The organism is Aeromonas sp. R2-2, assembly GCF_040908355.1.
GTDB classification, from domain to species: domain Bacteria; phylum Pseudomonadota; class Gammaproteobacteria; order Enterobacterales; family Aeromonadaceae; genus Aeromonas; species Aeromonas veronii.
The window spans coordinates 24,303-45,849 of the sequence record NZ_JBFODQ010000038.1 but is presented as its reverse complement, the minus strand read 5'-3'; the positions used below and the strand labels follow the sequence as shown (position 1 = coordinate 45,849).

Below are 21,547 nucleotides of genomic sequence, written 5' to 3'. Positions count from 1 at the left end.
GTGATAATCAGGGTTTCACTTGATGAATTGCTGAGTATTACTCACCAATCCGGGGTTTTGGTAGTGGGCCTTGAGCATGTCGATCAGGATGCGCAGGCCGCTGCCCAGTTGATGCCGACTGGGATAGAAGAGATAGAAGCCGGCAAAGGTGGGGCACCAGGGCTCCAGCACGGTGAGCAGTTTCCCCTCCGCGACCTTTTGGCTTACCTCCTCTTCCAGACAGTAGGCGAGCCCCAGCCCCGCCTCGGCGGCGCCCAGATAGAGGGCCGGGGTGCTGGTGGTGAGCGGCCCGGTCACTTCGATCTCCAGCATGGTGCCGTCGGCGGCAAAGGCCCAGCGATAGTGATGGTGCGGAGTGAGGCGATAGCCGATACAGGCGTGGCGGCTCAGCTCGCTCGGGTGCTCCGGCGTACCGTGCTCCGCCAGATAGGCCGGGGAGCCCACCACCAGATAACGTTGGGGCGGGCCGAGGGGGATGCCGATCATCTCCTTGGGCAGCAGATCGCCATAAAAGAGCGCGGCATCGTAACCATCCTCAATCAGCCGGGGCATCAACTCCTGCTCCACTACCTCCACCTGCATCCGCGGATAGCGGGCCAGATAGTCGATCAGCACAGGTGCCAGCAGGCTGTCGATGGCGCCGCGGGGGGCGCAGAGCTTGAGCCTTCCCACCGGTTCATCGCTGTTGCGGGCCAGCTCGCAAAGCGCCTCTTCAAGAGTACTGAGGGTGGGGAGCAGCTGCTTGAGCAGCCGCTGGCCCGCTTCTGTCGGCACCACGGCGCGGGTGCTGCGGTTGAGCAGCCGCACCCCCAGACGGGCTTCCAGTCCCTTCAGGCTATGGCTGAGGGCGGAGGCGGAGACCCCGAGTTCGAGGGCGGCCTTGCTGAAACTGCGGTGACGGGCGACGGCGGCAAATACCGCCAGTTCGGCGAGATCGGTACGGGTAATGGTCATCATCAATCAACAAAAAGGCGTGAGTCACAAGGGTACGCCAAGGCCGTGCTGCACACAATCCGCGCTAAACGGGTGGCTTGTTGCAAATATGTAGCTGCTCGCAGGCCATTGATTCCAGTGAAACTAAGTTGAATTGTTAAAAAAAACTCACAATAAGGCGCTTTGAGTGTGATCTTGGTCGTCCGAAAGGCGACCAAAATCAAACTTTGGTTGATTAATTCAAAAAAACGCTGTGATTAATAAGGGCATTTAATTAAAGTCAGCCCATCAAGAGTGGCGCACGTTAATCGGTTGTTAAGTGAGACGGGCGCCGACCCTCAGGGTCAAAATCTCGCACTGTTGTTTGTTGCAATCCTGTTGTCACAAGGAGTGATGGCCAGGTTGCCGGGGGGCGAGAGGTTAATATCAAGGACGGACAGCAGGCGTTCCAGGGAGATGGAACCGGGCCAAGGCCCGACCAAACAAGAATCCCATTTTCCTAGATGACAGGAACAACGTATGTCTGACATGAATATTGCAGCTGATGGTCGTTTAGCCAGCAACACCTCCCGCGGCGTCAACAAGGCCGATGTGGTCTGGATGCTGGGTCTGTACGGTACCGCGATCGGTGCCGGTGTGCTCTTCCTGCCAATCAACGCCGGTGTAGGTGGCCTGTGGCCGCTGGTTGCCATGTTGATCCTGGCGCTGCCGCTGACTTTCTTTGCTCACCGTGGTCTGACCCGCTTCGTGCTGTCCGGCTCTACCCGTGATGGCGACATCACTGAAGTAGTAGAAGAGCACTTCGGCAAGACCGCAGGCAAATTCATCACCCTGCTCTACTTCTTTGCCATCTACCCGATCGTGCTGATGTATTCAGTCGCCATCACCAACACCGTCGAGAGCGTGATTGTTCACCAGCTGGGCATGTCTGCACCTCCCCGTGCCGTTCTGTCACTGGCCCTGATCCTCGGTCTGATGGCGGTTGTTCGTCTGGGCGGCCAGGTTATCGTCAAGGCGATGAGCGTGCTGGTATTCCCGTTCGTGCTCACCCTGATGGGTCTGGCGTTCTACCTGATCCCGCACTGGAACGGTGCCATCATCACTGAAGCTCCGGCCCTGTCCGACGCCTTCAACGGTGACTTCATCAAGACCCTGTGGCTGGCTATCCCGGTAATGGTGTTCTCCTTCAACCATTCCCCGATCATCTCCTCCTTCGCGGTGGACAACAAAGGTCGTTACGGTGAAGGTGCCGAGAAGAAGTGCAGCAACATCTTGTTGGGCGCCCACGTCATGATGGTGATGACCGTTATGTTCTTCGTATTCAGCTGCGTACTGAGCCTCTCCCCGGCTGACCTGGCTGCTGCCAAAGAACAGAACATCTCCATCCTGTCCTACCTGGCCAACCACTTCGATAACCCGGTTATCGGTACTGTGGCTCCGCTGATCGCCATGGTTGCCATCAGCAAATCCTTCCTGGGTCACTACCTGGGTGCGCAAGAGGGCATGAACGGCCTGATGGCCAAGGCGCTGCGCGAGAAGGGCAAGAACGTTGACACCAAGCAGCTGAACAAAGTCACTGCCGTGTTCATGATCCTGACCACCTGGGCCATCGCTACCATCAACCCGAGCATCCTCGGCATGATTGAAGACCTGGGCGGCCCGATCATCGCAATGCTGCTGTTCCTGATGCCGATGTACGCCATCACCAAGGTTCCGGCCATGCGCAAATACGCTGGCAACATCAGCAACGGCTTCGTGACCATCATCGGCCTGATCGCCATGTCCGGTATCATCTACAAGCTGATTGCCTGATAACTCCGGTTACCAAGTTGAATGAAGAAGCCGCCTCGCAAGAGGCGGCTTTTTTTATGGGTGTTTGGGGCGCTGAGCGGATGCGGTATCGCTACTTCATCAGCTTCTTCACCTCATCGCTGGCCAGCGCCTTGTTGAATTTGTCCCGCGCCTCTTTCCCCTTGGCTGAGTTGGTAAAGCAGACGTGGAGGGACTTGTCCTCGAGGATCTTGCCGTTGAAGCCGAGGTTGGCGGCGACGTCCTTGAGCTGGGGATCGCTCTCCAGCAGATAGGTCATCACATTCTGGTCGATAACCGCCAGATCGAGCCGACCGTTGCCGAGCTTGAGCAGGTTCTGGCTGTCCGAGCTGGTGGCGTCAGCCGAGAGCGCCTTGCTGGCCACTTTTTCGTCGAACTCGGTGGTATTCACATAGCCGGTGACGACACCAATTTTCTTGCCCTTGAGGTCATCAAGGCTCTGCCAGGTGACCGGCTGATCGGCTCGCTGGGCAAACCCGAGAGGGCCGTTACCTATGGGGTCAGAGAAGAGGCAGCTGCTCTTGGGGTCGAGATACTCGGGGAAATAACCCAGTACCTCTGGGTTGTTGGTTGCCTCGTCCACGGCCCGTTGCCAGGGGTAGAACTTGATAGTCAGCGGGTCGCCAGCCAGGGCAAAGGCTGCGGTCACCACCTGACTGCTCTTGCCCTGTTCAGGCAGGCTGGCGCTGGTGTAAGGGGGCCATTCAAGGCTGGTCAACACCGCCGCCTGAGCGACCGACATGCCGAACAAGGGAAGAGTGGCCAGGGCGAGGTGCTTCCATTTCAGGCTCATAGAGATAACTCCTTGTGGTCAAACACCCCTTAAAGATAGCCCCCGGTGTCGATTGCGGATGCCGGCCATGGCTGACCGGCATCCGTGCCATCTATTTATTGTCGATATTCTCCGACTGCCAGAGGGCATAGCCCTTGCCGGAGGCCGTGGTGGGCAGATCAATCTGCATCAGGTCGTTGCCGATGACGAAGGGGCCCGTGTAGCGGGCGCGCAGATCCTGCGCCAGATCTTTGACCCTGATCTTGCCGTTGAGGCCGATATGGCTGAACACGGTCAGCGCCGGTTTGGCTTCGTTCATTACCCGGGCCGCCTGCTCGGGGGAGGCGAGGTGACCGGCGATCGCCTTGTAGCCCGGGTTGGCCTTCATCTGTTCGGCAGAGGTCATTGAGACGCAGTGCACCAGCAGGTCGGCCCCTTTGGCCTGCTTCACCACTTCGGGGCTGTAGCGGGTATCGCCGGAGAGCACCACGCTGTGGCCGTGATAGTCGATGCGATAGCCGAATGATGGCTTGATGTTGACTCCGTGGTCGTTGTCAAAGGCGGTTACCTTGACCCCGTCATGGTTGTAGACCACCCCGGCGGTGACCTCGTGGCTGTTGATCTCCACCCCGTCCAGCGGCGTTCCCTCATCCTTGACCCGGGTGGCGATGTCGGTGGCGTAGGCCTGCTGCAAGCCACGGGCGAGAGCTGTGGTGCCTTTGGGGCCGTAGAGCTCCATCGGCGCGTGGCGCTGGCCATAGGCCGGTTGCAGCCAGCCGGTCAGCCAGAGATCCGCCAGCCCGTTGGTGTGGTCGGAGTGAAAGTGGGTGAGGAAGAAGGCGTTGACCCGGCCGATGGGGATATGCAGCTGCCACAGGCGAGTGGCGGAGTTGCGGCCAAAATCGAACACCAGCTTCTGGTTGCCCGCTTCGACCAGAGTGCTGTAACCGCCCCGACTGATCTGGGGTACCGGAGTGCCGGTGCCGAGCAGGCTGACCCGAAAGATATCGGGCTGGGCTTGAGTTGCTGAGGCTGGGGCATGGTCGTGGTTGCTGATAAAGCTGCTCTCGGCGGCCTTACTGGCGCCGCTGGCCAGCAGACCGACCAGCAGGGCGGCCAGATAGGTGCTTTTCATGGGAATTTATCCTGTGGGGGAGGGATGGCATCACTGTATTGGTAACTAAAAGTTGAATAAATTGGCTAAAATCCATTTCTTACTAAACTTTTGGTTGTGAATCAGGGCTCGGTAGCGGGTCGTGTTACTCAGGAACGAACAAAGGAGCGGTTGTGGACCGATTGACCAGCATGCGTATCTTCACCCGGGTGGTGGATCTCGGCTCCTACAGCGCGGTGGCGAGCGAAGAGGGGATCAGCGCCCAGATGGTGGGCAAGCATGTGCTGGGACTGGAGCAGTGGCTGGGGGGCAAGCTGTTTCACAAGACCACCCGCCAGCAGACTCTCACCGAGCTGGGCCAGCTTTTTCTCGCTCGCTGTCAGCGGGTACTGGAGGAGCTGGCATTGACCGAGTCGCTCACCCAGAACCTGCTGGCCGAGCCGGCCGGACGGCTGCGCATCGCCGCTCCCCTCAGCTTTGGCCACCATCGGCTGGTGCCGCTGCTGCCCGCTTTTATCGACCGCTACCCCAAGCTGGATCTGGATCTGCAGCTCACTCCGCGCTGGGTCGATCTGGTGGAGGAGGGGTTCGACGCCGCCATCCGCACCCTGCGCCCGCAGGATGAGGCGCTGATCGCCCGTCCGCTGCTGACCCAGCACTACCGCCTCTGCGCGGCGCCCGACTACCTCAATCGCCACGGCGTGCCCCGTCATCCGGCCGATCTCGCCCGCCACCAGTGCCTGCACGGCAACTGGGGGGAGCATGAGCGCTGGCAATTTGTCGGCGAGGATGGTCAGAGCGAGGAGGTGCGGGTTGCCTCGCGCCTGCGCATCAATCACTGGCCAGCCTTGTTGACGGCTGCGCTCTCGGGGGCTGGCATCACCTTGCAGCCAGCCGAACAGGTGCATGACCATATCGCCGCGGGGCGTCTGCTGCCGCTGCTTGGCCGCTATCAGAGCCCGGCCAAGACCCTCTACTTCATCTATCCGGCGGCGCGGCGGCAGGTGCTCAAGATCACCCTGCTGGGGGATTTTCTGGCCGAATCCCTGCAAGCTGAGCCCGAGCCTGAATAAAAGGCTGCATATTCTCGCTACCGTGCTTAACAAAGGAGCGGGGCAGGCCTAACATGGCGGGATGTTTTTTTAGTCAGGACAAAAGGATATGTCTGGGTTGAAAAAGGATCTCGGGCTCTGGCAGGGGATGGGGCTGCTCGCCACCTCGCTGCTCGGCACCGGGATCTTCGTGGTACCGGCGACCGCAGCCTCGCTGGCGGGTGGGGCCTCGCTCTGGGCCTGGTTGCTGCTGATTGCGCTGGTGCTGCCCATCGCCTTTACCTTCGCTCGCCTCGGCCGTCGCTATCCCCATGCGGGCGGCGCGCCGCACCTGATTGGCCTTGCCTTTGGCAACGGCGCCGAGCGCTTCTCCGCCTTCCTGTTTCTGGCTGTGCTGCCGGTGGGCCTGCCTGCCGCCCTGATGATTGCCGCCGGCTTCTGGCACGCCCTGTTCGAGATGGGGGAGTGGACCCTCTGGGCCATCCAGCTGCTCACCCTGCTCGGGGTCTTTCTGCTGGGGCTGCGCGGGGCGCGCTCCTCCGGCAACCTGCAGTTGCTGATCGCGCTCGCCATTTTGGGGCTCACCCTGCTTATCTGGTTCAAGGGGGAGGTGAGCTGGCGCGATGCGGCCCGGCCGCTGCCGAGCGCGGATGAGTGGCCCCCTATGGCTACCGCGCTGGCGGTGATGTTCTGGTGTTTCGTCGGGCTGGAAGCCTTCGCCCATATGGGGGAGGAGTTCAAACGGCCACAGCGGGACTACCCCATTGCCCTGCTCGGCGGGGTACTGCTGGCGGGGCTTATCTACTGGGTGCACTCGCTGGTGGTGCTCAAATATGGCCTCTACGGCGATGAGGCGAAAAACGCCACCGCCATCCCCTCCCTGCTGGCGCTGCTGTTCGGCCCCACCGCCAAGTGGCTGGTGGCGGTGCTCGGCTACCTCTCCTGCTTTGCCAGCATCAACATCTATATTCAGGGCTTTGCACGGCTGATCTGGAGCATGGCGCGGGAAGGCAAGCTGCCCCCCTCGCTGGCTGTGCTCACCGCGCGCGGCGCGCCGCTGCGGGCGCTCGGTCTGGTGCTCGCCATCTGTCTGCTCTGTATCACCCTCATCATCTGGCTGCGACTGCCGCTCGATGAGCTGATCCGCTACGCCAACGGCAATTTCGTGCTGGTCTACCTGCTCTGCATGGCGGCGGGCTGGCGCCTGCTAGGTGGGGTGGGCAAGGGGCTGGCGGGGATAAGCGTGCTGCTCTGCGCTCTGGTGCTGGTGGCGCTCGCCACTCAGGTGCTCTATGCGGTGGTGCTGAGTCTTGGCTACGGCGGCTTCTCGTTGTGGCGGCGTCATCTGCGCCGCAGTCGTCAGCAGGATGCGCTTCCGGTAGCGAAGTAACGTCTCCCCGATGGTCGAAGAAATGAGAAAGCCCTGATGTTCAGGGCTTTTTGATTACGGCATATGGGATGTTCATATGAATACTAGTTGGCACGCTATTTGCCGAAAAGTGCGGTGTCGGATCAACTCAACGGCGATTTATAGCCAAAAAAAGTGGGATCCAGCTCCCGTTTTGCTTAAAGTGATCCCTTCCGATCCCGGTGGTCGGAATGCCCGCAAGGATGCCCTTCAGACGTAAACAGGATGGCCTGGCCAGACTGACTCTCAGAGATGTGATTGCTTCGGTTCTCTTTTTATCTGTCACCTGTGGTGATAGCGCCTTGTTCCGTTCAGTCAGCCCGGGTTTTGCGTCTCTCTCATCGTGCATTGTCACCATCTGCAGCGAGTGAATCATGAGCGAATCGGTTTTTGAGATCCACGACTGGACCCTGAGCGTTGACGACAACATGTTGTGTCGCCTCGACCGCGAGGTCTACCTCGAACCCAGACTGGTCAACCTGTTGCGGTTTCTGGCCCATAATGCCGGCACGGTGTTTGGCCGCGATGCCTTGATCAACGAGGTGTGGGATGGCGCCGAGGTGACCGATCAGGTGGTGACTCAGTCCATCTTCGAACTGCGCAAGATCCTCAAAGATGGTCGCACCGATGCGACCGACTATATCGTCACCGTGCCCAAGCGCGGCTACAAGCTGGTGGCACCGGTAAGGCCGCTGCAGGTGGTTTCTGTGGTGATGGCGGACGAGCAGCCCGCGGTCAATACCGCTCTCTCAGACAACCCGACGCTCTCCGATCTGAGCCCGCCTGCGGCTGAGCAGGATGATGATGCACAGCCCAATGTCGCCCCTTTTCCCGCCGGGCCCCTGACCCGCGCCATCTCCACCCATGCCAAGGATGCCCGCAGCCGCTGGAAGATGGTGAGTTTCGATATCTTCGTTGCCATCGTGCTGATCGCCATTGTCAGCATGCTCAGCTACCAGCACACCAGCCCCCAGGTGCATGCCATGCTGGATCCCAATCTGCTGGTGTTCCGCTTCCACTCCGGTATGGATGACAACAACGAGAACGTGCGCCTCGCCGATGGCATTACCCGCGCCCTGATGGGGGAGGTGGCGGTGGCTACGCCGCTGCGGGTGCAGTATGGTGCCACCACTCTGATGGGGGGCATCATGCCCGGCAAGGAGCTGAGTGTACGGGTCACCCGCCAGCCCCGTGGCACCTATCTCGATCTGGAGTATCGCAATATCAATACCAACCGGGTGCTGTTCAGCCATCAGTACCAGCTCAGTCGCCACAGTGTGCACGGCGTGTTGCAGGCGAGCAGCCAGGATCTGCTGCGCGCCCTCGACCAACCCGATGCCGAGCCGGGGATGGGCTGGCCGACCGATGATGCCTCCCTGATGGCGATGATGGAGGCGCAGTACTACATCAACAGCCGGGATCCGGTCGCCCTCAAGCGCGGCATCGATCTGCTGGAGCAGGCGCTGATTGCCCATCCGGATCAGCCGCTGCTGCTGGCGGAGCGCTATCTGGCGGGCGAGGCGCTGGCGACCCTGGCGGGCAAATCCGAGAGCGAGCGGCTGCAGGGGATTGGCACCCATCTCGCCAGCGTGGTGCAAAACAGTGGCGCCCTGCCTGCTCGGGTGTGGGAGGCGTTGACCCTGCAGGCGATCCTCAACGGCCAGCAACAGCAGGCCAACTATCTGCTGGAGAAGGCGGCGAGTCGCGGCCGCTCGGTGCTCTACTACATACTGCAGGGCAAGCTGGCGGAGCTGGACGGTCGTCCCGAGGCGGCGGGGGATGCCTACAGTCAGGCCTTCCTGATGGAGGCGACCGAGCAGACCTATCTGCTCTGCCAGCAGCTCGGTTTCTACAGCAATATGGAGAGCCTCACCCCGGCCCTGTTCAATGCGCTGGGCCAGAGCAAGGTGAAGCTCTTCTAACTCCGCAGTGTTGGTTTTCCCCCGGTCGGCGCGGTTGCCGACCCCATCCACAGGCTGCCTTCGGGCGGCCTGTGCTGTTTCTGCTTGTCTCAATCCTGCCTGTTTCCACCGGGGATAGTCGCTCTGGTGCGGCCCGATTTATCCCCCGCTGCTCCCCACTATCTGCCTTTGTCTTGCCCGCGGCATTCGCTGCACTCGCGTTTGTTCAGCTTCACGCCGCGCACGCAGCTTGTGACATCTGCTCATTGTTGGCGGCGGGATAAGCTGTCTGTCTCGACCCATTTCTCATTGCTTACCGGTTATCGCCGTTGTGCTTTACCTCTGAGTTTGGATTGTGATGAGCCGAGCGAAGGGGAAAGCAGGAGGTGAGCGGCCACTCAGGGTGATGGTCAGCTGGGCGTTCGGATGGTTACAAGGGGAGTTGGCGCATTGGGAGCTGCTTTATCCAGGGTTTATCTGGCCAAAAATATCAAGGCGGCGAGATAAGGGGGTTATCAAGGGGCAAAAACGGGGTGGCCGGATATCAAGGTTTTATCAAGATGACGGTATGGCTTGATGTCAATTTACTGTTTTTAAATGGTTTTTAGCGAAAGCGACGAAGCGGCGAAAAAAGTTGTCTCATATTTTTATCCGTTAGCTGGTCTTTATGTTTTCCGGGGACGAGAGGCCTAGTCTGTGCCCATTCTTTGGCGGGGCGTTCCGCCAAATGTGTATGTGACGACCCGACCTTTTATAGAACCGGAGATCTTATGTCCCTAGATACGAGCAAGAAGATTGGCCTTATCGCCTGTACAGGTGTGGTGGCCGGCAACATGATGGGGAGTGGTATTGCGCTGCTGCCTTCGGCACTGGCCACCATCGGCTCCATCTCTGTCTTTAGCTGGGCAATCTGTCTGGTAGGCGCCATGGGCCTCGCCTTCGTCTTCGCCCGCCTTGCGACCAAGAACCCGCAAGAGGGTGGCCCCATTGCTTACGCTGGTGAGATCTCTCCGGTGTTCGGTTTCCAGACCGGTGTGCTTTATTACCACGCCAACTGGATCGGTAACCTGGCCATCGCCATTACCGGTGTCTCCTACCTCTCGGTCTTCTTCCCCATTCTCAACAGCCCGATCCCGGCCGCTGCAGCCACCATCGCTGCCGTCTGGATCTTCACCTTCGTCAACCTGCTTGGTGGTAGCTGGGTGAGCCGACTCTGTACTCTGGGTCTGGTGCTGATCCTGTTGCCAGTGGTCGGTACTGCGGTGATGGGCTGGGGTCATTTTGATGCCACCGTCTACAGCCAGAACTGGAACACCACCAGTGGCAGCGACCTGCATGCGGTCATCAGCGCCGTGCTGATCTGCCTCTGGTCCTTCGTCGGTGTTGAATCTGCCGCCGTCTCTTCCGGCATGGTGAAGAACCCCAAGCGTACCGTACCGCTCGCTACCATGCTGGGTACCGGTATCGCGGGTGTTATCTACATCCTCTCTACCCAGGTGATCAGCGGCATGTTCCCGGCCGGTGAAGTGGCTGCCTCCGGCGCCCCGTTTGCCATGGCCTCTTCCGCCATCTTCGGTAGCTGGTCTGCGCCGTTCGTCTCTGCCTTCACCGCCCTGGCCTGCTTCACCTCGCTGGGCTCCTGGATGATGCTGGTGGGCGAAGCGGGCAAGCGTGCCGCCAACGACGGCAACTTCCCGAAAATCTACGGTGAAGTGGACAAGAATGGCGTGGCCAAGAAGGGGCTGATCCTCGGCTCCCTGAAGATGACTGCCCTGATGGTTGGCCTGACCGCCTTCACCTCCCAGTCCGCTCACGCTGCCGATCTCTTCAACGTGCTGACTACCGATGCGGTGCTGCTGACCATGCTGCCCTACTTCTACTCCAGCATTAACCTCATTCGCTTCGAGGGCATGACCTCCCGCAGTATTGGCGCGATGATCTTCTCCGGTGTGGCCTGCGTCTTCTGTCTGGTAGCTCTGATGGGGGCCAAGGGTTCCAACCTCACCGCTACCTTCGTGGTGTCGCTCATCATCCTGATGTTCTACGCCAAAAAACAGGGTCTGCGTCAGCACGACGCCCTGCTCAACGAGCAACCCAGCAACTAATTCCCCCTTTTATCTTCCGAGCGCTCTTCACTCACCATCCCTGATGGAGAGCGCCCCTTTACGTGTGGAGCATTACGATGAATATCATTGCCATCCTCAACCACCTGGGCGTTTTCTTTAAAGAAGAACCCATTCGCCAGCTGCAAGCCTCCCTCGAGCGCAAGGGTTTCGAGGTTGTCTATCCGGTCGATGTGGCCGATCTGCTGAAACTGATCGAGAAGAACCCCCGCGTCTGCGGTGCCATCTTCGACTGGGACAAATACTCTCTGGGTCTGTGCAAGGAGATCCACGATCGCAACGAGAAGCTGCCGATCTTCGCCTTCGCCAACGACCAGTCCACTCTGGATATTCACCTGACCGACCTGCGTCTGAACGTGCACTTCTTCGAGTACCGTCTCGGCATGGCCGACGATATCGCCCTCAAGATGGGTCAGGCCACTCAGGAGTATCAGGACGCCATCCTGCCGCCCTTCACCAAGGCGCTGTTCAAGTACGTGGAAGAGGGTAAATACACCTTCTGTACTCCGGGTCACATGGGCGGTACCGCCTTCCAGATGAGCCCGGCCGGCAGCATCTTCTATGACTTCTATGGCCCGAATGCGTTCAAGGCTGACGTCTCCATCTCCATGCCGGAGCTGGGCTCCCTGCTGGATCACTCAGGTCCGCACAAGGAAGCCGAAGAGTACATCGCCCGTACCTTCAACGCCGATCGCTCCTATATCGTTACCAACGGCACCTCCACTGCCAACAAGATCGTCGGCATGTACTCCGCGCCGGCCGGCAGCACAGTGCTGGTTGACCGTAACTGCCACAAGTCGCTCACTCACCTGATGATGATGAACGACGTGACGCCGATCTACTTCCGTCCGACCCGCAACGCCTACGGCATTCTGGGTGGTATCCCGCAGAGCGAATTCAGCCGTGACACCATCGCTGCCAAGGTTGCCGCGACACCGGGTGCCCAGGCTCCCCGTTACGCCGTCGTCACCAACTCTACCTATGATGGCCTGCTCTACAACACCGGCTTCATCAAGGAAGCGCTGGACACTCCTTACATCCACTTCGACAGTGCCTGGGTGCCTTACACCAACTTCAGCCCGATCTATGAAGGCAAGTGCGGCATGAGCGGCGAAGCCATGCCGGGCAAGGTGTTCTACGAAACCCAGTCCACCCACAAGCTGCTGGCGGCCTTCTCCCAGGCGTCGATGATCCACATCAAGGGTGACGTGGAGGAAGAGACCTTCAACGAAGCCTTCATGATGCACACCTCCACCTCGCCGCAGTACGGCATCGTGGCATCGACCGAGATCTCCGCTGCCATGATGCGTGGCAACACCGGCAAGCGTCTGATCAAGGACTCCATCGATCGCGCCATCTCCTTCCGCAAAGAGATCAAGCGTCTGCGTGATCAGAGCGAAGGCTGGTTCTTCGACGTATGGCAGCCGGACAACATCGACACCGTCGAGTGCTGGAAGCTGGATCCGAAAGATGACTGGCACGGCTTCAAGGACATCGATGACAACCACATGTACCTGGATCCGATCAAGGTTACCCTGCTGACTCCGGGTATGGGCCGTGACGGCCAGCTGCTGGAGAAGGGCATCCCTGCCTCTCTGGTCTCCAAGTTCCTGGACGAGCGCGGCATCGTGGTCGAGAAGACCGGCCCTTACAACATGCTGTTCCTCTTCTCCATCGGTATCGATCAGTCCAAGGCGATGCAACTGCTGCGCGCCCTGACCGAGTTCAAGCGTGGTTATGACCTGAACCTGACCATCAAGAACATCCTGCCGAGCCTCTATCGTGAAGACCCGAGCTTCTACGAAGGGATGCGCATTCAGGAGTTGGCCCAGAGCATCCACGATCTGACCTGCAAGTACCGTCTGCCGGAGCTGATGTTCAAGGCGTTCGATGTGCTGCCGGAGATGAAGATGACCCCGCATGCTGCATGGCAGCAAGAGCTGGCGGGCAATCTGGAAGAGGTGCCGTTGCGTGACATGGTTGACCGCATCAGCGCCAACATGATCCTGCCGTACCCGCCGGGAGTTCCGTTGGTACTGCCGGGCGAGATGGTGACCCAGGATTCTCTGCCGGTGCTCGAGTTCCTCGAGATGCTGTGCGAGATCGGTGCCCACTACCCGGGTTTCGAGACCGACATCCACGGCCTCTATCGTCAGGCCGATGGCAGCTACACCGTCAAGGTGCTGCGTTAATCGACAGTGACAACAGTCGAAAGTGACAACAACGGGCCGCAAGGCCCGTTTTTCCCTCCGGAATTCCTGTTCTTATTGCGTGAGTCGCCAATCATGAAGCGAGTGCTCTCCATTCAATCCCACGTAGTCTTTGGCTGTGCCGGCAACAGCGCCGCCGTTTTTCCCATGCGTCGCCTCGGGATCGAGGTGTGGCCGATGAACACGGTGCAGTTCTCCAACCACACCCAATACCGCGAAGGCTGGCAGGGGATGGTGATGCCCGGCGGTCATATCCGTCAGCTGGTAAACGGCCTGGCGGAGATCGGCGTGCTGGCCGAGTGCGATGCGATCTTGAGCGGCTACCTCGGCTCGGCCGAACAGGGGGAGGAGATCCTGGCTGCTGTGGCCCGGCTCAAGGCGCTCAATCCGGCCGCCCTCTACTTTTGTGACCCCGTGATGGGTCATCCCGACAAGGGGTGCATAGTGGCACCCGGCGTCGCCGATTTTCTGAAAAACCGGGCACTGGCCTGTGCCGATATGCTGGCCCCCAATCTGCTGGAGCTGGAACAGCTCACCGGCCGCGATATCCGCAATGTGCCGGAGGCCATCGAGGCGTGCCAGCAGTTGCGCGCGCAAGGGGTCAAGCTGGTGATGGTCAAACATCTGGGCAAGGCCGGCTTTGCCATGGACCGCTTCGAAATGCTGCTGGTGTGCGAGGAGGGGGATTTTCATCTATCCCGCCCGCTCTACCCTTTTGCTCGCCACCCCATCGGGGTGGGGGATCTGCTGAGCGCCACCATGCTGGCCAATCTGCTGGCCGGTTGTACCCCGGTAGCGGCGTTCGAACTTACCAACGCCAGCGTGGATGCGGTGCTGGCTCGTACCTGGCTGGCGGGGGCCTACGAGCTGCAACTGGTGGCGGCCCAGCACGAGATGGCGCTGCCGCAGGTCTCCATTCGGGCGACCCGCCTCTAGGCTATTTGCGTCAACAGCAGAAACAACAAAGCCCTGATCATCAGGGCTTTTTATATTTCAGATTCGGGGAGATGGTTTAGTCTTGCGGGCTTTTGAGCGCCTTGACCACATCCTCTTTGGGCTCCAGCTCCTTGACCTGATTGAAGATCTCCAGCTCCCCTTGCGGGCTGACGGTGTAGGCATCGGCATCCTGATAGCTGCCGCTGCCAGCGCTCTCGATGATGACCACCAGCTCGGGCTGTTTGTCGCCATTCAAATCGACCAGTTTCAGCTCCCGGATAAAGCCGTTGCGGGCCATCACCTTGCCATCCTGAAACTCATCCAGTGGAAATTGGGCGTTCTGGCCCGAATAGAGCCGCACGTCATAGCTGCCGATGGAGGCGGGTTCACCGGCCCCCTGCGCCACCCGGATCACCTGCCCGGAGGGGAGGGTCAGTTGCTTGCTAAATCCCTCTTCGGCTTGTGCTTGTGCCGCCAGCGGCAGGGTCAGCAGCCCTGCCATCATCAATGCTCTGTTCATCTTGCAACCTCTTGCTGTCTCTTGAGTGCGGGCTCCCGGGGAGCCCGCCGTGATGCTGTTACCAGATCTTCACCCGCTTCTGGGGCGGCAGATAGAGCTTGTCCCCCGGCTGGATGTTGAATGCCTCGTAGAAGGCGGGAATGTTCGGTACCACGCCGTTGACCCGGTACTCGGGCGGCGAGTGGGGGTCGGAGCGCAGCAGCATCTGCATCAGCTCGGGACGATACATCCCTTTCCACACCTGCGCCCAGCCGAGGAAGAAGCGCTGCTCGCCGGTAAAGCCATCCAGCACCGGCGCCTCCTTGCCATCCTGCGACAGCTCGTAGGCCTTGTGGGCGATGGTGAGGCCGCCCAGATCGCCGATGTTTTCGCCCAGGGTGAACTGGCCGTTGACGAACTGGCCGTTGATGGGTTCGAAGCGGTTGTACTGAGCTACCAGCCGGCTGGTGCGGAAGCGGAACTCCTTGAGATCCTGCGGTGTCCACCAGTCGCGCATCATGCCGTCGCCGTCGGATTTGGCCCCCTGATCATCAAAACCGTGGCCCATCTCGTGGCCGATCACCCCGCCGATGGCGCCGTAGTTGACTGCGTCATCCGCTGTCATATCGAAGAAGGGGGGCTGCAAAATGGCCGCCGGGAAGACAATCTCGTTGTTGCTCGGGTTGTAGTAGGCGTTCACCGTCTGCGGCGACATGTGCCACTCGTCCCGATCGACCGGCTTGCCGAGGCGAGCCAGATTGTCGGCATATTCGAAGGCCTGCGAGCGCTGCAGGTTGCCCACCAGATCGTCCGGTTTGATGGCGATGGCGCTGTAATCCTTCCACTTGTCCGGATAGCCGATCTTGGGTCGGAACTTGGCCAGCTTCTCGAGTGCCTGGGTCTTGGTCTCCGGCGACATCCAGTCGAGCTCTTCAATGCTCTGGCGGTAGGCGGTGCGCAGGTTCTCCACCAGCTGCTCCATCCGCTCCTTGGCCGCAGGCGGGAAGTAGCGGGCCACATAGAGCTGGCCGACCGCTTCACCCAGATGATCGTTCAACACCCCCAGCCCACGCTCCCAGCTGGCGCGCTGTTTGGGCGTGCCGCTCAACGTGGTGCCGTAGAAGGCGAAGTTGGCCCGATCGGTCTCGCTGTCGAGATAGGGGGCGTAGTCGGTCAGCAGTTGCCACTTGAGGTAGGCCTGCCAGTCGGCAATGGGGGTCTGGGCCATCACCTGATCCAGCGCGCTCAGATAGGTCGGCTGACCGATGACGAGCTCCGGTTGGGCGGCAATGCCGGCCGCATCGAGATAGGCCTGCCAGTCGAGGTGAGGTGCGAGACGTGCCAGCTCGCTGGCGGGGCGTTTGTTGTAGTTCTTCTCCCGATCCCGCAGCGCGACGTTGTCCCACTGGATGGTGGCGAGCCGGGTTTCGAGGGCCAGAATTCGCTTGGCCTTGCCGCTCGGATCAGACTCCCCGAGGCGACTCAGCATGGCGGCGATATGTTGCTGGTACTTCTGGCGCAGCGCCTGACTGTCGGGGTCCTGCTTGAGGTAGTAGTCGCGATCCGGCAGCCCCAATCCGCCCTGATAGAGGTAGACCGCATAGCGATCCGGTGCCTTGGCGTCGGCATCGATCCAGATACCGAACGGTGCGCCGCCGCCCATGCGGCCACTTTGGGCAAAGGCGCGGGCCAGTGTCGCCTGATCACGGATTTGGTCGATATCGGCAAGGGCGGGGGCCAGCGGGGTGAGCCCCTTGGCGTCGCGGCCTGCCTGATCCAGATAACTAGCGTAGAGATCACGGATCTGCTGGGTCGGCGTGCCGGTGGCGGCCTGCTGATGGGCCAGCCCCTCGACCAGCACCCGCACATCGGCGAGGGATTTGTCTCGCAGCATGTAGAAGGCGCCGTCGGCGGGGCGATCGTCGGGGATCTTGGCGGTAGCGAGCCACTTGCCGTTGACGTAGCGGAAGAAGTCATCGCCGGGTTTGACCTGGGTGTCCATATTGGCCAGCGCCAGTCCAGAGTGCTTCGGCGCGCTCTCGGGCGCCTGGCTGCAACCAGCCAACAGGGCCAGCCCGATAAGGCCGGCCAGAATGCTTTTCTTGTTGTTCATGGGATTGATTCCACATCGGGTTGTTTGCTTCCCTGCCTGCGCCTCTTTTGAACTGGTGACTTTCGGGTCTGCACAGGCGAGCTCTACTCTAGGGTGGGTTGCCGTGCCGGCGCAAGCGGCGTCGTCAGGATGAATGCTCCCGAACGAGCCTTGAGTCGCCACAGTGCAGCTTGCCAGCCGCGACTCTGCTAAGATCGGCCGGTCCGTTTTGGGGAAGCCTATGATTTCTCATCTTTATTCTCGCTTTTGTCAGACTCTGCCAGAACCGGAAGGTTCCACTCGCCTGCTGGTGGCCTTCAGCGGTGGCCTCGACTCCACCCTGCTGCTGGTGCTGGCTGCGCAGTATGCTCGCGAGCATGGCCTGCCACTTCGCGCCCTGCACGTGCACCACGGCCTCAGTCCCCATGCCGATGAGTGGGTCGCTCATTGTGAAGCCGTGTGTCAGCAATTGGCGGTGGAGCTGCTGGTCGAGCGAGTGACTCTGGCCCGCGGCAATGGCGAGAGTCTGGAGGCGCAGGCCCGCACCGCCCGTTACCAGCGGCTGACCGCCCGGATGCGGGAGGGGGAGTGGCTGCTCACCGCCCACCATCAGGACGATCAGCTGGAGACCCTGCTGCTGGCCCTCAAGCGCGGCGCCGGTCTGCGTGGCCTGGCGGGGATCCTGCCAAGCCAGCCCTTTGCTGGCGGTCTGCTGCTGCGGCCGCTGCTCGATATGAGTCGTGCCGAGCTGGCCGAGGCGGCGGCGAGCCTCCCCTTTGGCTGGGTGGAGGATGAGAGCAATCAGGACGTGAGCTATGACCGCAACTTTTTGCGCCAGACGCTTATCCCCCAGCTCAAGGCGCGCTGGCCCGCCATGGCCCAGACCGCTGCGCGCAGCATGGCCCTGTGCGCCGAGCAGGAGGCGCTGCTGGATGAGCTGGCCGAGAGCGACTGGCAGCTGGCGGGTGAGGGGGAGGCGCTCCATATCGGCCCGCTGCACGCCCTCTCACCGACCCGGCGCAACAACCTGCTGCGCTACTGGATCCGCCGTCAGGGGGGGGAGATGCCATCCCGTGAGCAGCTTGCCAGGCTCTGGCAGGAGGTCGCGCTGGCGCGCGGCGATGCCAATCCCCAGCTCAACTGGGGGCGCCAGAGCTGCCGCCGTTTTCAGGAGCGGCTCTATCTGGTGAGCCCTGATCTGCAACCTTGCCATCAGGTATTGCCGTTGACCGTGGGTGAGCCGCTGACCCTGCCGGACGGGTTGGGCGAGCTGGTGGTGCGCATGGCGGAGCACGGCGAGGATCGGCTGCGCTCCCCCCGAACGGACGAGCCGCTCTCGGTGCGTTTTCAGGTAGCGCCCGGGATCCCCCTCAAACCGGTGGGGCGAAGCGGTAGTCGGCGGATGAAGAAGCTGCTGCAGGAGTATGGCGTGCCTTCGTGGCAGCGGGGGCGCATCCCCATCCTCTACTATGGCGAACAGGTGGCGGCGGTGGTGGGGCTCTTTGTCTGCGACGGTTTTATGGCACAGGGGGCCGGGCTGGTCTGCCACTGGCAGGGGGGCGGCGCAGCTCCGGTTTTGCCCGAGCAGGATCTTGCCTGAGGTGATCTCGGTGTGAGGGGGGATTAGCCCCAAAAAAAGAAGCTCCGGTCACATGGCGCGCATGTGCCGGAGCAAAGAAGAGTTCGCGATTATTCGTTAGGGCTGGCCTTGCCTGCTTTCTTGCGGGCGTAGAGGTGACTGTCGGCCGCCTCGTAGAGGCTCGGCACATCGACCCCGGATTGCCAGCTGGCGGCGCCAAGGCTGCATCCGACCGAGAAGGTGCTGAGCTCCTTGTTGGTCATCAACATGTGCTGCAGTCGCAGCCAGACCGGGCGCCACGCCTCGGGTTCGGCCGGTTGCAGCAGCAGGGCAAATTCATCTCCCCCGAGCCGGAAGGCTTGATCCGTACTGCGGATGCACCCCTTGAGCAGCTGGGCGAAGCGGCTCAGCACCAGATCCCCCACCGGATGACCCCAGGTGTCATTGATCTGCTTGAAGCGATCGAGATCCAGCAGCACCAGCACCAGACCGTGGGGCTCGCGGCTGTGCTGCTCGATGGCGCGACCGATAGCCTCGTCAAAGTAGGAGCGGTTGCCAAGGCCGGTCAGGTGATCGAGCCTGACCAGCTGATCCAGTTTTTCCAGCCGCAGATAGAGGGGTAGCAGCAGGCAGAGCAGCTGATGGTATTGCATCAGTACCCGTTGCTGGCTGCCGCTCAGCGGATGTTCCAGCTCGTAGTGGAGCTGGCCGAGCAGCTGGCCGTGCTGGCCGCGCAGCTCGAACGGATAGTTGTGCAGGTTGAGGGTGGCCAGCGGCGGGTGCTGGATCAGCACATGGGGCTGGCCACAATCGAGGTAGAGACCGTGGATCCTGACAATTCTTGCCGCACGATCGGCAAAAGTTGTCAGCAGACCGCCGAGATCGCTCTGCCCCAACAACTGCTCGAGCAACTGGTTGCGTTCAACGCTGGGCAACGGCGTGAGCCGTTCCATCTGGCGAACCCACTGCTCGATGCCATGGCTAAAGCCATTAAGTGACGACGTATTTTCCATGGTCTTCCACCTGTAACACCTGACTACTGTCTCCTCCCTGCAATTGGCATGCCCAATATATCTTTCCTGCCCGCCAGATCGGCTGACTAAGCTTAAGTCGATAAAAGGAGAGGAAAATTTGTACACCGACCTGTTGATCCTGCTGTTCGCCGCCGTCCTGCTGGTGGCAACTTTCCGGCGCCTCGGCTTGCCGGTGATCCTCGCCTACCTGATTGCCGGCGTCTTGCTCGGCCCCCACGGGCTGGCGGTGATCACCGGCCAGTCGATCATGCAGACCATTGCCGAGCTGGGGATCGTCTTTTTGATGTTCTCGCTGGGGCTGGAGTTCTCCCTGCCGAAACTGCTGGCGATGCGCCGGTTGGTGCTGGGGGTCGGGATGTTGCAGGTGCTGCTCACGTCACTGCTCTTTTTCGCCATCGGCTGGTGGTGGGGGCTGGGTCTGGCCCAGTCGCTGGTGGTGGCGGGAACGTTGGCACTCTCCTCAACGGCGGTGGTGATCAAGCAGCTCGGCGAGCAGAAGCAGCTCCACACCCGCCGTGCCCAGCTGGGGGTGAGCGTGCTGCTGTTTCAGGATCTGGCGGTGGTGCCCCTGCTGGTGATGATCCCCATCCTCGCCCAGCCGGAAGTGCAGGGGAGCGCCCTGGCCGCCGAGATCGCCTGGGCCACCCTCAAGGGGCTGTTTGCCCTCTTCACTCTGCTGGCGGTGGGCAAGTGGTTGCTGCCGCTGCTGTTTCACGAGGTGGCGCGGGCCCGCTCTGACGAGCTGTTCGTGCTGAGCGCCCTGCTGGTGGCGCTGCTGGCTGCCTACATGACCCATTCGCTGGGGTTGTCGATGGCGCTGGGGGCGTTTCTGGCGGGGATGATGCTGGGGGAGTCCCACTACCGTCATCAGCTTGAGGTAGACATCAAGCCCTTTCGCGATGTGCTGATGGGGCTCTTCTTTATCACCATCGGCATGGCCATGGAGTGGGAGCTGGTGGCGCGGGCATGGTGGCAGGTACTGATCTGCGTGGTGTTGCTGGTGCTGTGCAAATCCCTACTGGTGCTGCTGGCCGGGCGGCTGATGGGGGAGCGAAAGCGCGACAGCATGGCCGCCGGCATCATGCTCAGTCAGGTGGGGGAGTTCGGCTTCGTGTTGCTGGCGCTGGCACTGCACCACGGCTTGCTGGATCAGCAACTGGTCTCCCTGCTGATCGGCATCGGCATCATCTCCATCGCCATGACCCCCTGGCTGGTGACCCAGGCCCATTCGCTGGCCCGTAGCCTGACCGACCCGGCGCTGCTGACCCGCTCCGAAGTCGCCCAGTCGGGCCTGAGCAAAAACCAGCACGTCATCATTGCCGGGTTTGGCCGGGCGGGGCAGACCTGTGCCCGCTTTCTCAAGATCGAGGAGATCCCCTTCCTAGCCCTAGACCTCGACCCCGAGCGGGTGAGCGAGGCCAAGCTGGCAGGGGAGCAGGTGGCCTTCGGCGATGCCAGTCGCCGCGATATTCTGCTGGCCGCCGGTCTGTTGCGGGCACGGCTGGTGATCATCACCTTCGATGACCGCAAGCGGGTTGAGGCGATGCTGGCACTGATCCGCGAACTGGCGGGGGATCTCAAGGTGCTGGTGCGCACCCGGGATGACAGCTTTCTGGAGCAGTACAAGCAGGCGGGGGCTTTCGAGGTGATTCCCGAATCCCAAGAGGGTGCCCTGATGCTGGTCTCCCACCTGCTGCTCAACTGCGATATCCCCATCGGTCGGGTGATCCGTCGGATGGAGCTGGAGCGCAGCAGCCAGTATCGCTTCCTGCACGGCTTCTACTGGGGGGATCAGAGTGCCAGCAATCTGGAGGCAGATCAGCTGCTTGAACGCCTCCATCCCCTGTTGCTGCACGATCAGGCGTGGGCGGTGGGCCATGAAGTGCGCGAGCTGCCGCTCGATGAGGTGCGGATCAAGGAGGTGCAGCGCGGCGATCAGAGTCTGGAGCCCAGACCCGAGCTGGTGCTGGCGGCTGGGGATCGGCTGATCCTGTTTGGTACCGTGGTGGCGATGGAGCAGGCGGAGCAGCGTTTGCTGGAGGGGCGCTGAATCCCCTCGCACTC

General features: G+C 61.1%; 15 protein-coding genes. 9 read left to right on the top strand and 6 right to left on the bottom strand.

The genetic code is table 11. The annotated features are described in order from the left end of the window. Positions 1-15: 15 nt before the first annotated feature. Entirely contained in the window at positions 16-954 is a 939-nt protein-coding gene (locus AB5Z09_RS07460) for a LysR family transcriptional regulator (RefSeq protein WP_088869934.1), read from the bottom strand. A 498-nt stretch (positions 955-1,452) separates the two neighbouring features. Between AB5Z09_RS07460 and AB5Z09_RS07455 the strand changes: the two genes are divergently transcribed. Continuing rightward, entirely contained in the window at positions 1,453-2,745 is a 1,293-nt protein-coding gene (locus tag AB5Z09_RS07455; protein WP_005338498.1) for an HAAAP family serine/threonine permease, read from the top strand. A 91-nt stretch (positions 2,746-2,836) separates the two neighbouring features. Here the strand turns inward: AB5Z09_RS07455 and AB5Z09_RS07450 are convergent, their stop codons facing one another. Together AB5Z09_RS07450 and AB5Z09_RS07445 are read right to left on the bottom strand one after the other, a co-directional pair. After that, positions 2,837-3,556: an ABC transporter substrate-binding protein gene (locus tag AB5Z09_RS07450; RefSeq protein ID WP_064337068.1), complete on the bottom strand. Its 720-nt coding sequence runs from the start codon at positions 3,554-3,556 to the stop codon at positions 2,837-2,839. Between the two features lie 91 nt (positions 3,557-3,647). Beyond that, entirely contained in the window at positions 3,648-4,670 is a 1,023-nt protein-coding gene (locus AB5Z09_RS07445; protein ID WP_120414995.1) for an MBL fold metallo-hydrolase, read from the bottom strand. Positions 4,671-4,822: 152 nt separating this feature from the next. Here AB5Z09_RS07445 and AB5Z09_RS07440 point away from each other — a divergent pair, with 152 nt between their 5' ends. From AB5Z09_RS07440 to pdxY, 6 genes are all read left to right on the top strand, one after another. Then, entirely contained in the window at positions 4,823-5,722 is a 900-nt protein-coding gene (locus AB5Z09_RS07440; protein ID WP_120414996.1) for a LysR family transcriptional regulator, read from the top strand. A gap of 88 nt (positions 5,723-5,810) precedes the next feature. Continuing rightward, positions 5,811-7,091 (top strand): L-methionine/branched-chain amino acid transporter, encoded by a 1,281-nt coding sequence (gene yjeH, locus AB5Z09_RS07435; RefSeq protein WP_120414997.1) that lies wholly within the window; start codon positions 5,811-5,813, stop codon positions 7,089-7,091. A 392-nt stretch (positions 7,092-7,483) separates the two neighbouring features. Beyond that, the gene (cadC, locus tag AB5Z09_RS07430) at positions 7,484-9,031 is read left to right on the top strand and encodes a lysine decarboxylation/transport transcriptional activator CadC (RefSeq protein WP_120414998.1); all 1,548 of its coding nucleotides are present in this window, start codon (positions 7,484-7,486) and stop codon (positions 9,029-9,031) included. A gap of 749 nt (positions 9,032-9,780) precedes the next feature. Beyond that, positions 9,781-11,115, top strand: coding sequence for a cadaverine/lysine antiporter (gene cadB / locus AB5Z09_RS07425; RefSeq protein WP_005347861.1), 1,335 nt, complete (start codon positions 9,781-9,783; stop codon positions 11,113-11,115). A gap of 77 nt (positions 11,116-11,192) precedes the next feature. Then, a complete protein-coding gene (locus AB5Z09_RS07420) occupies positions 11,193-13,325 on the top strand; it encodes a lysine decarboxylase CadA (RefSeq protein ID WP_236347354.1) in 2,133 nt (710 codons plus the stop codon). 93 nt (positions 13,326-13,418) lie between these two features. Beyond that, on the top strand, positions 13,419-14,279 hold the full coding sequence (pdxY, locus tag AB5Z09_RS07415) for a pyridoxal kinase PdxY (protein ID WP_362784469.1): 861 nt from the start codon (positions 13,419-13,421) through the stop codon (positions 14,277-14,279). Between the two features lie 76 nt (positions 14,280-14,355). On the opposite strand, the gene AB5Z09_RS07410 is transcribed toward pdxY, so the two are convergent. Beyond that, complete coding sequence (locus AB5Z09_RS07410) at positions 14,356-14,799, bottom strand: PliI family lysozyme inhibitor of I-type lysozyme (protein WP_005338483.1); 444 nt, start codon at positions 14,797-14,799, stop codon at positions 14,356-14,358. Positions 14,800-14,857: 58 nt separating this feature from the next. Beyond that, positions 14,858-16,891 carry a M13 family metallopeptidase gene (locus AB5Z09_RS07405; RefSeq protein WP_368194958.1) on the bottom strand — a complete coding sequence of 678 codons (2,034 nt, stop codon included), beginning with the start codon at positions 16,889-16,891 and terminating at the stop codon, positions 14,858-14,860. Between the two features lie 220 nt (positions 16,892-17,111). Between AB5Z09_RS07405 and tilS the strand changes: the two genes are divergently transcribed. Further along, the gene (gene tilS / locus AB5Z09_RS07400) at positions 17,112-18,470 is read left to right on the top strand and encodes a tRNA lysidine(34) synthetase TilS (protein WP_368194957.1); all 1,359 of its coding nucleotides are present in this window, start codon (positions 17,112-17,114) and stop codon (positions 18,468-18,470) included. Between the two features lie 89 nt (positions 18,471-18,559). Here tilS and AB5Z09_RS07395 read toward each other — a convergent pair whose 3' ends face one another. Continuing rightward, positions 18,560-19,462 carry a GGDEF domain-containing protein gene (locus AB5Z09_RS07395; RefSeq protein ID WP_005347848.1) on the bottom strand — a complete coding sequence of 301 codons (903 nt, stop codon included), beginning with the start codon at positions 19,460-19,462 and terminating at the stop codon, positions 18,560-18,562. Positions 19,463-19,580: 118 nt separating this feature from the next. On the opposite strand from AB5Z09_RS07395, the gene AB5Z09_RS07390 reads away from it, so the two are divergent. Continuing rightward, entirely contained in the window at positions 19,581-21,533 is a 1,953-nt protein-coding gene (locus tag AB5Z09_RS07390; protein ID WP_005358805.1) for a monovalent cation:proton antiporter family protein, read from the top strand. The last annotated feature ends 14 nt before the right edge of the window (positions 21,534-21,547 follow it).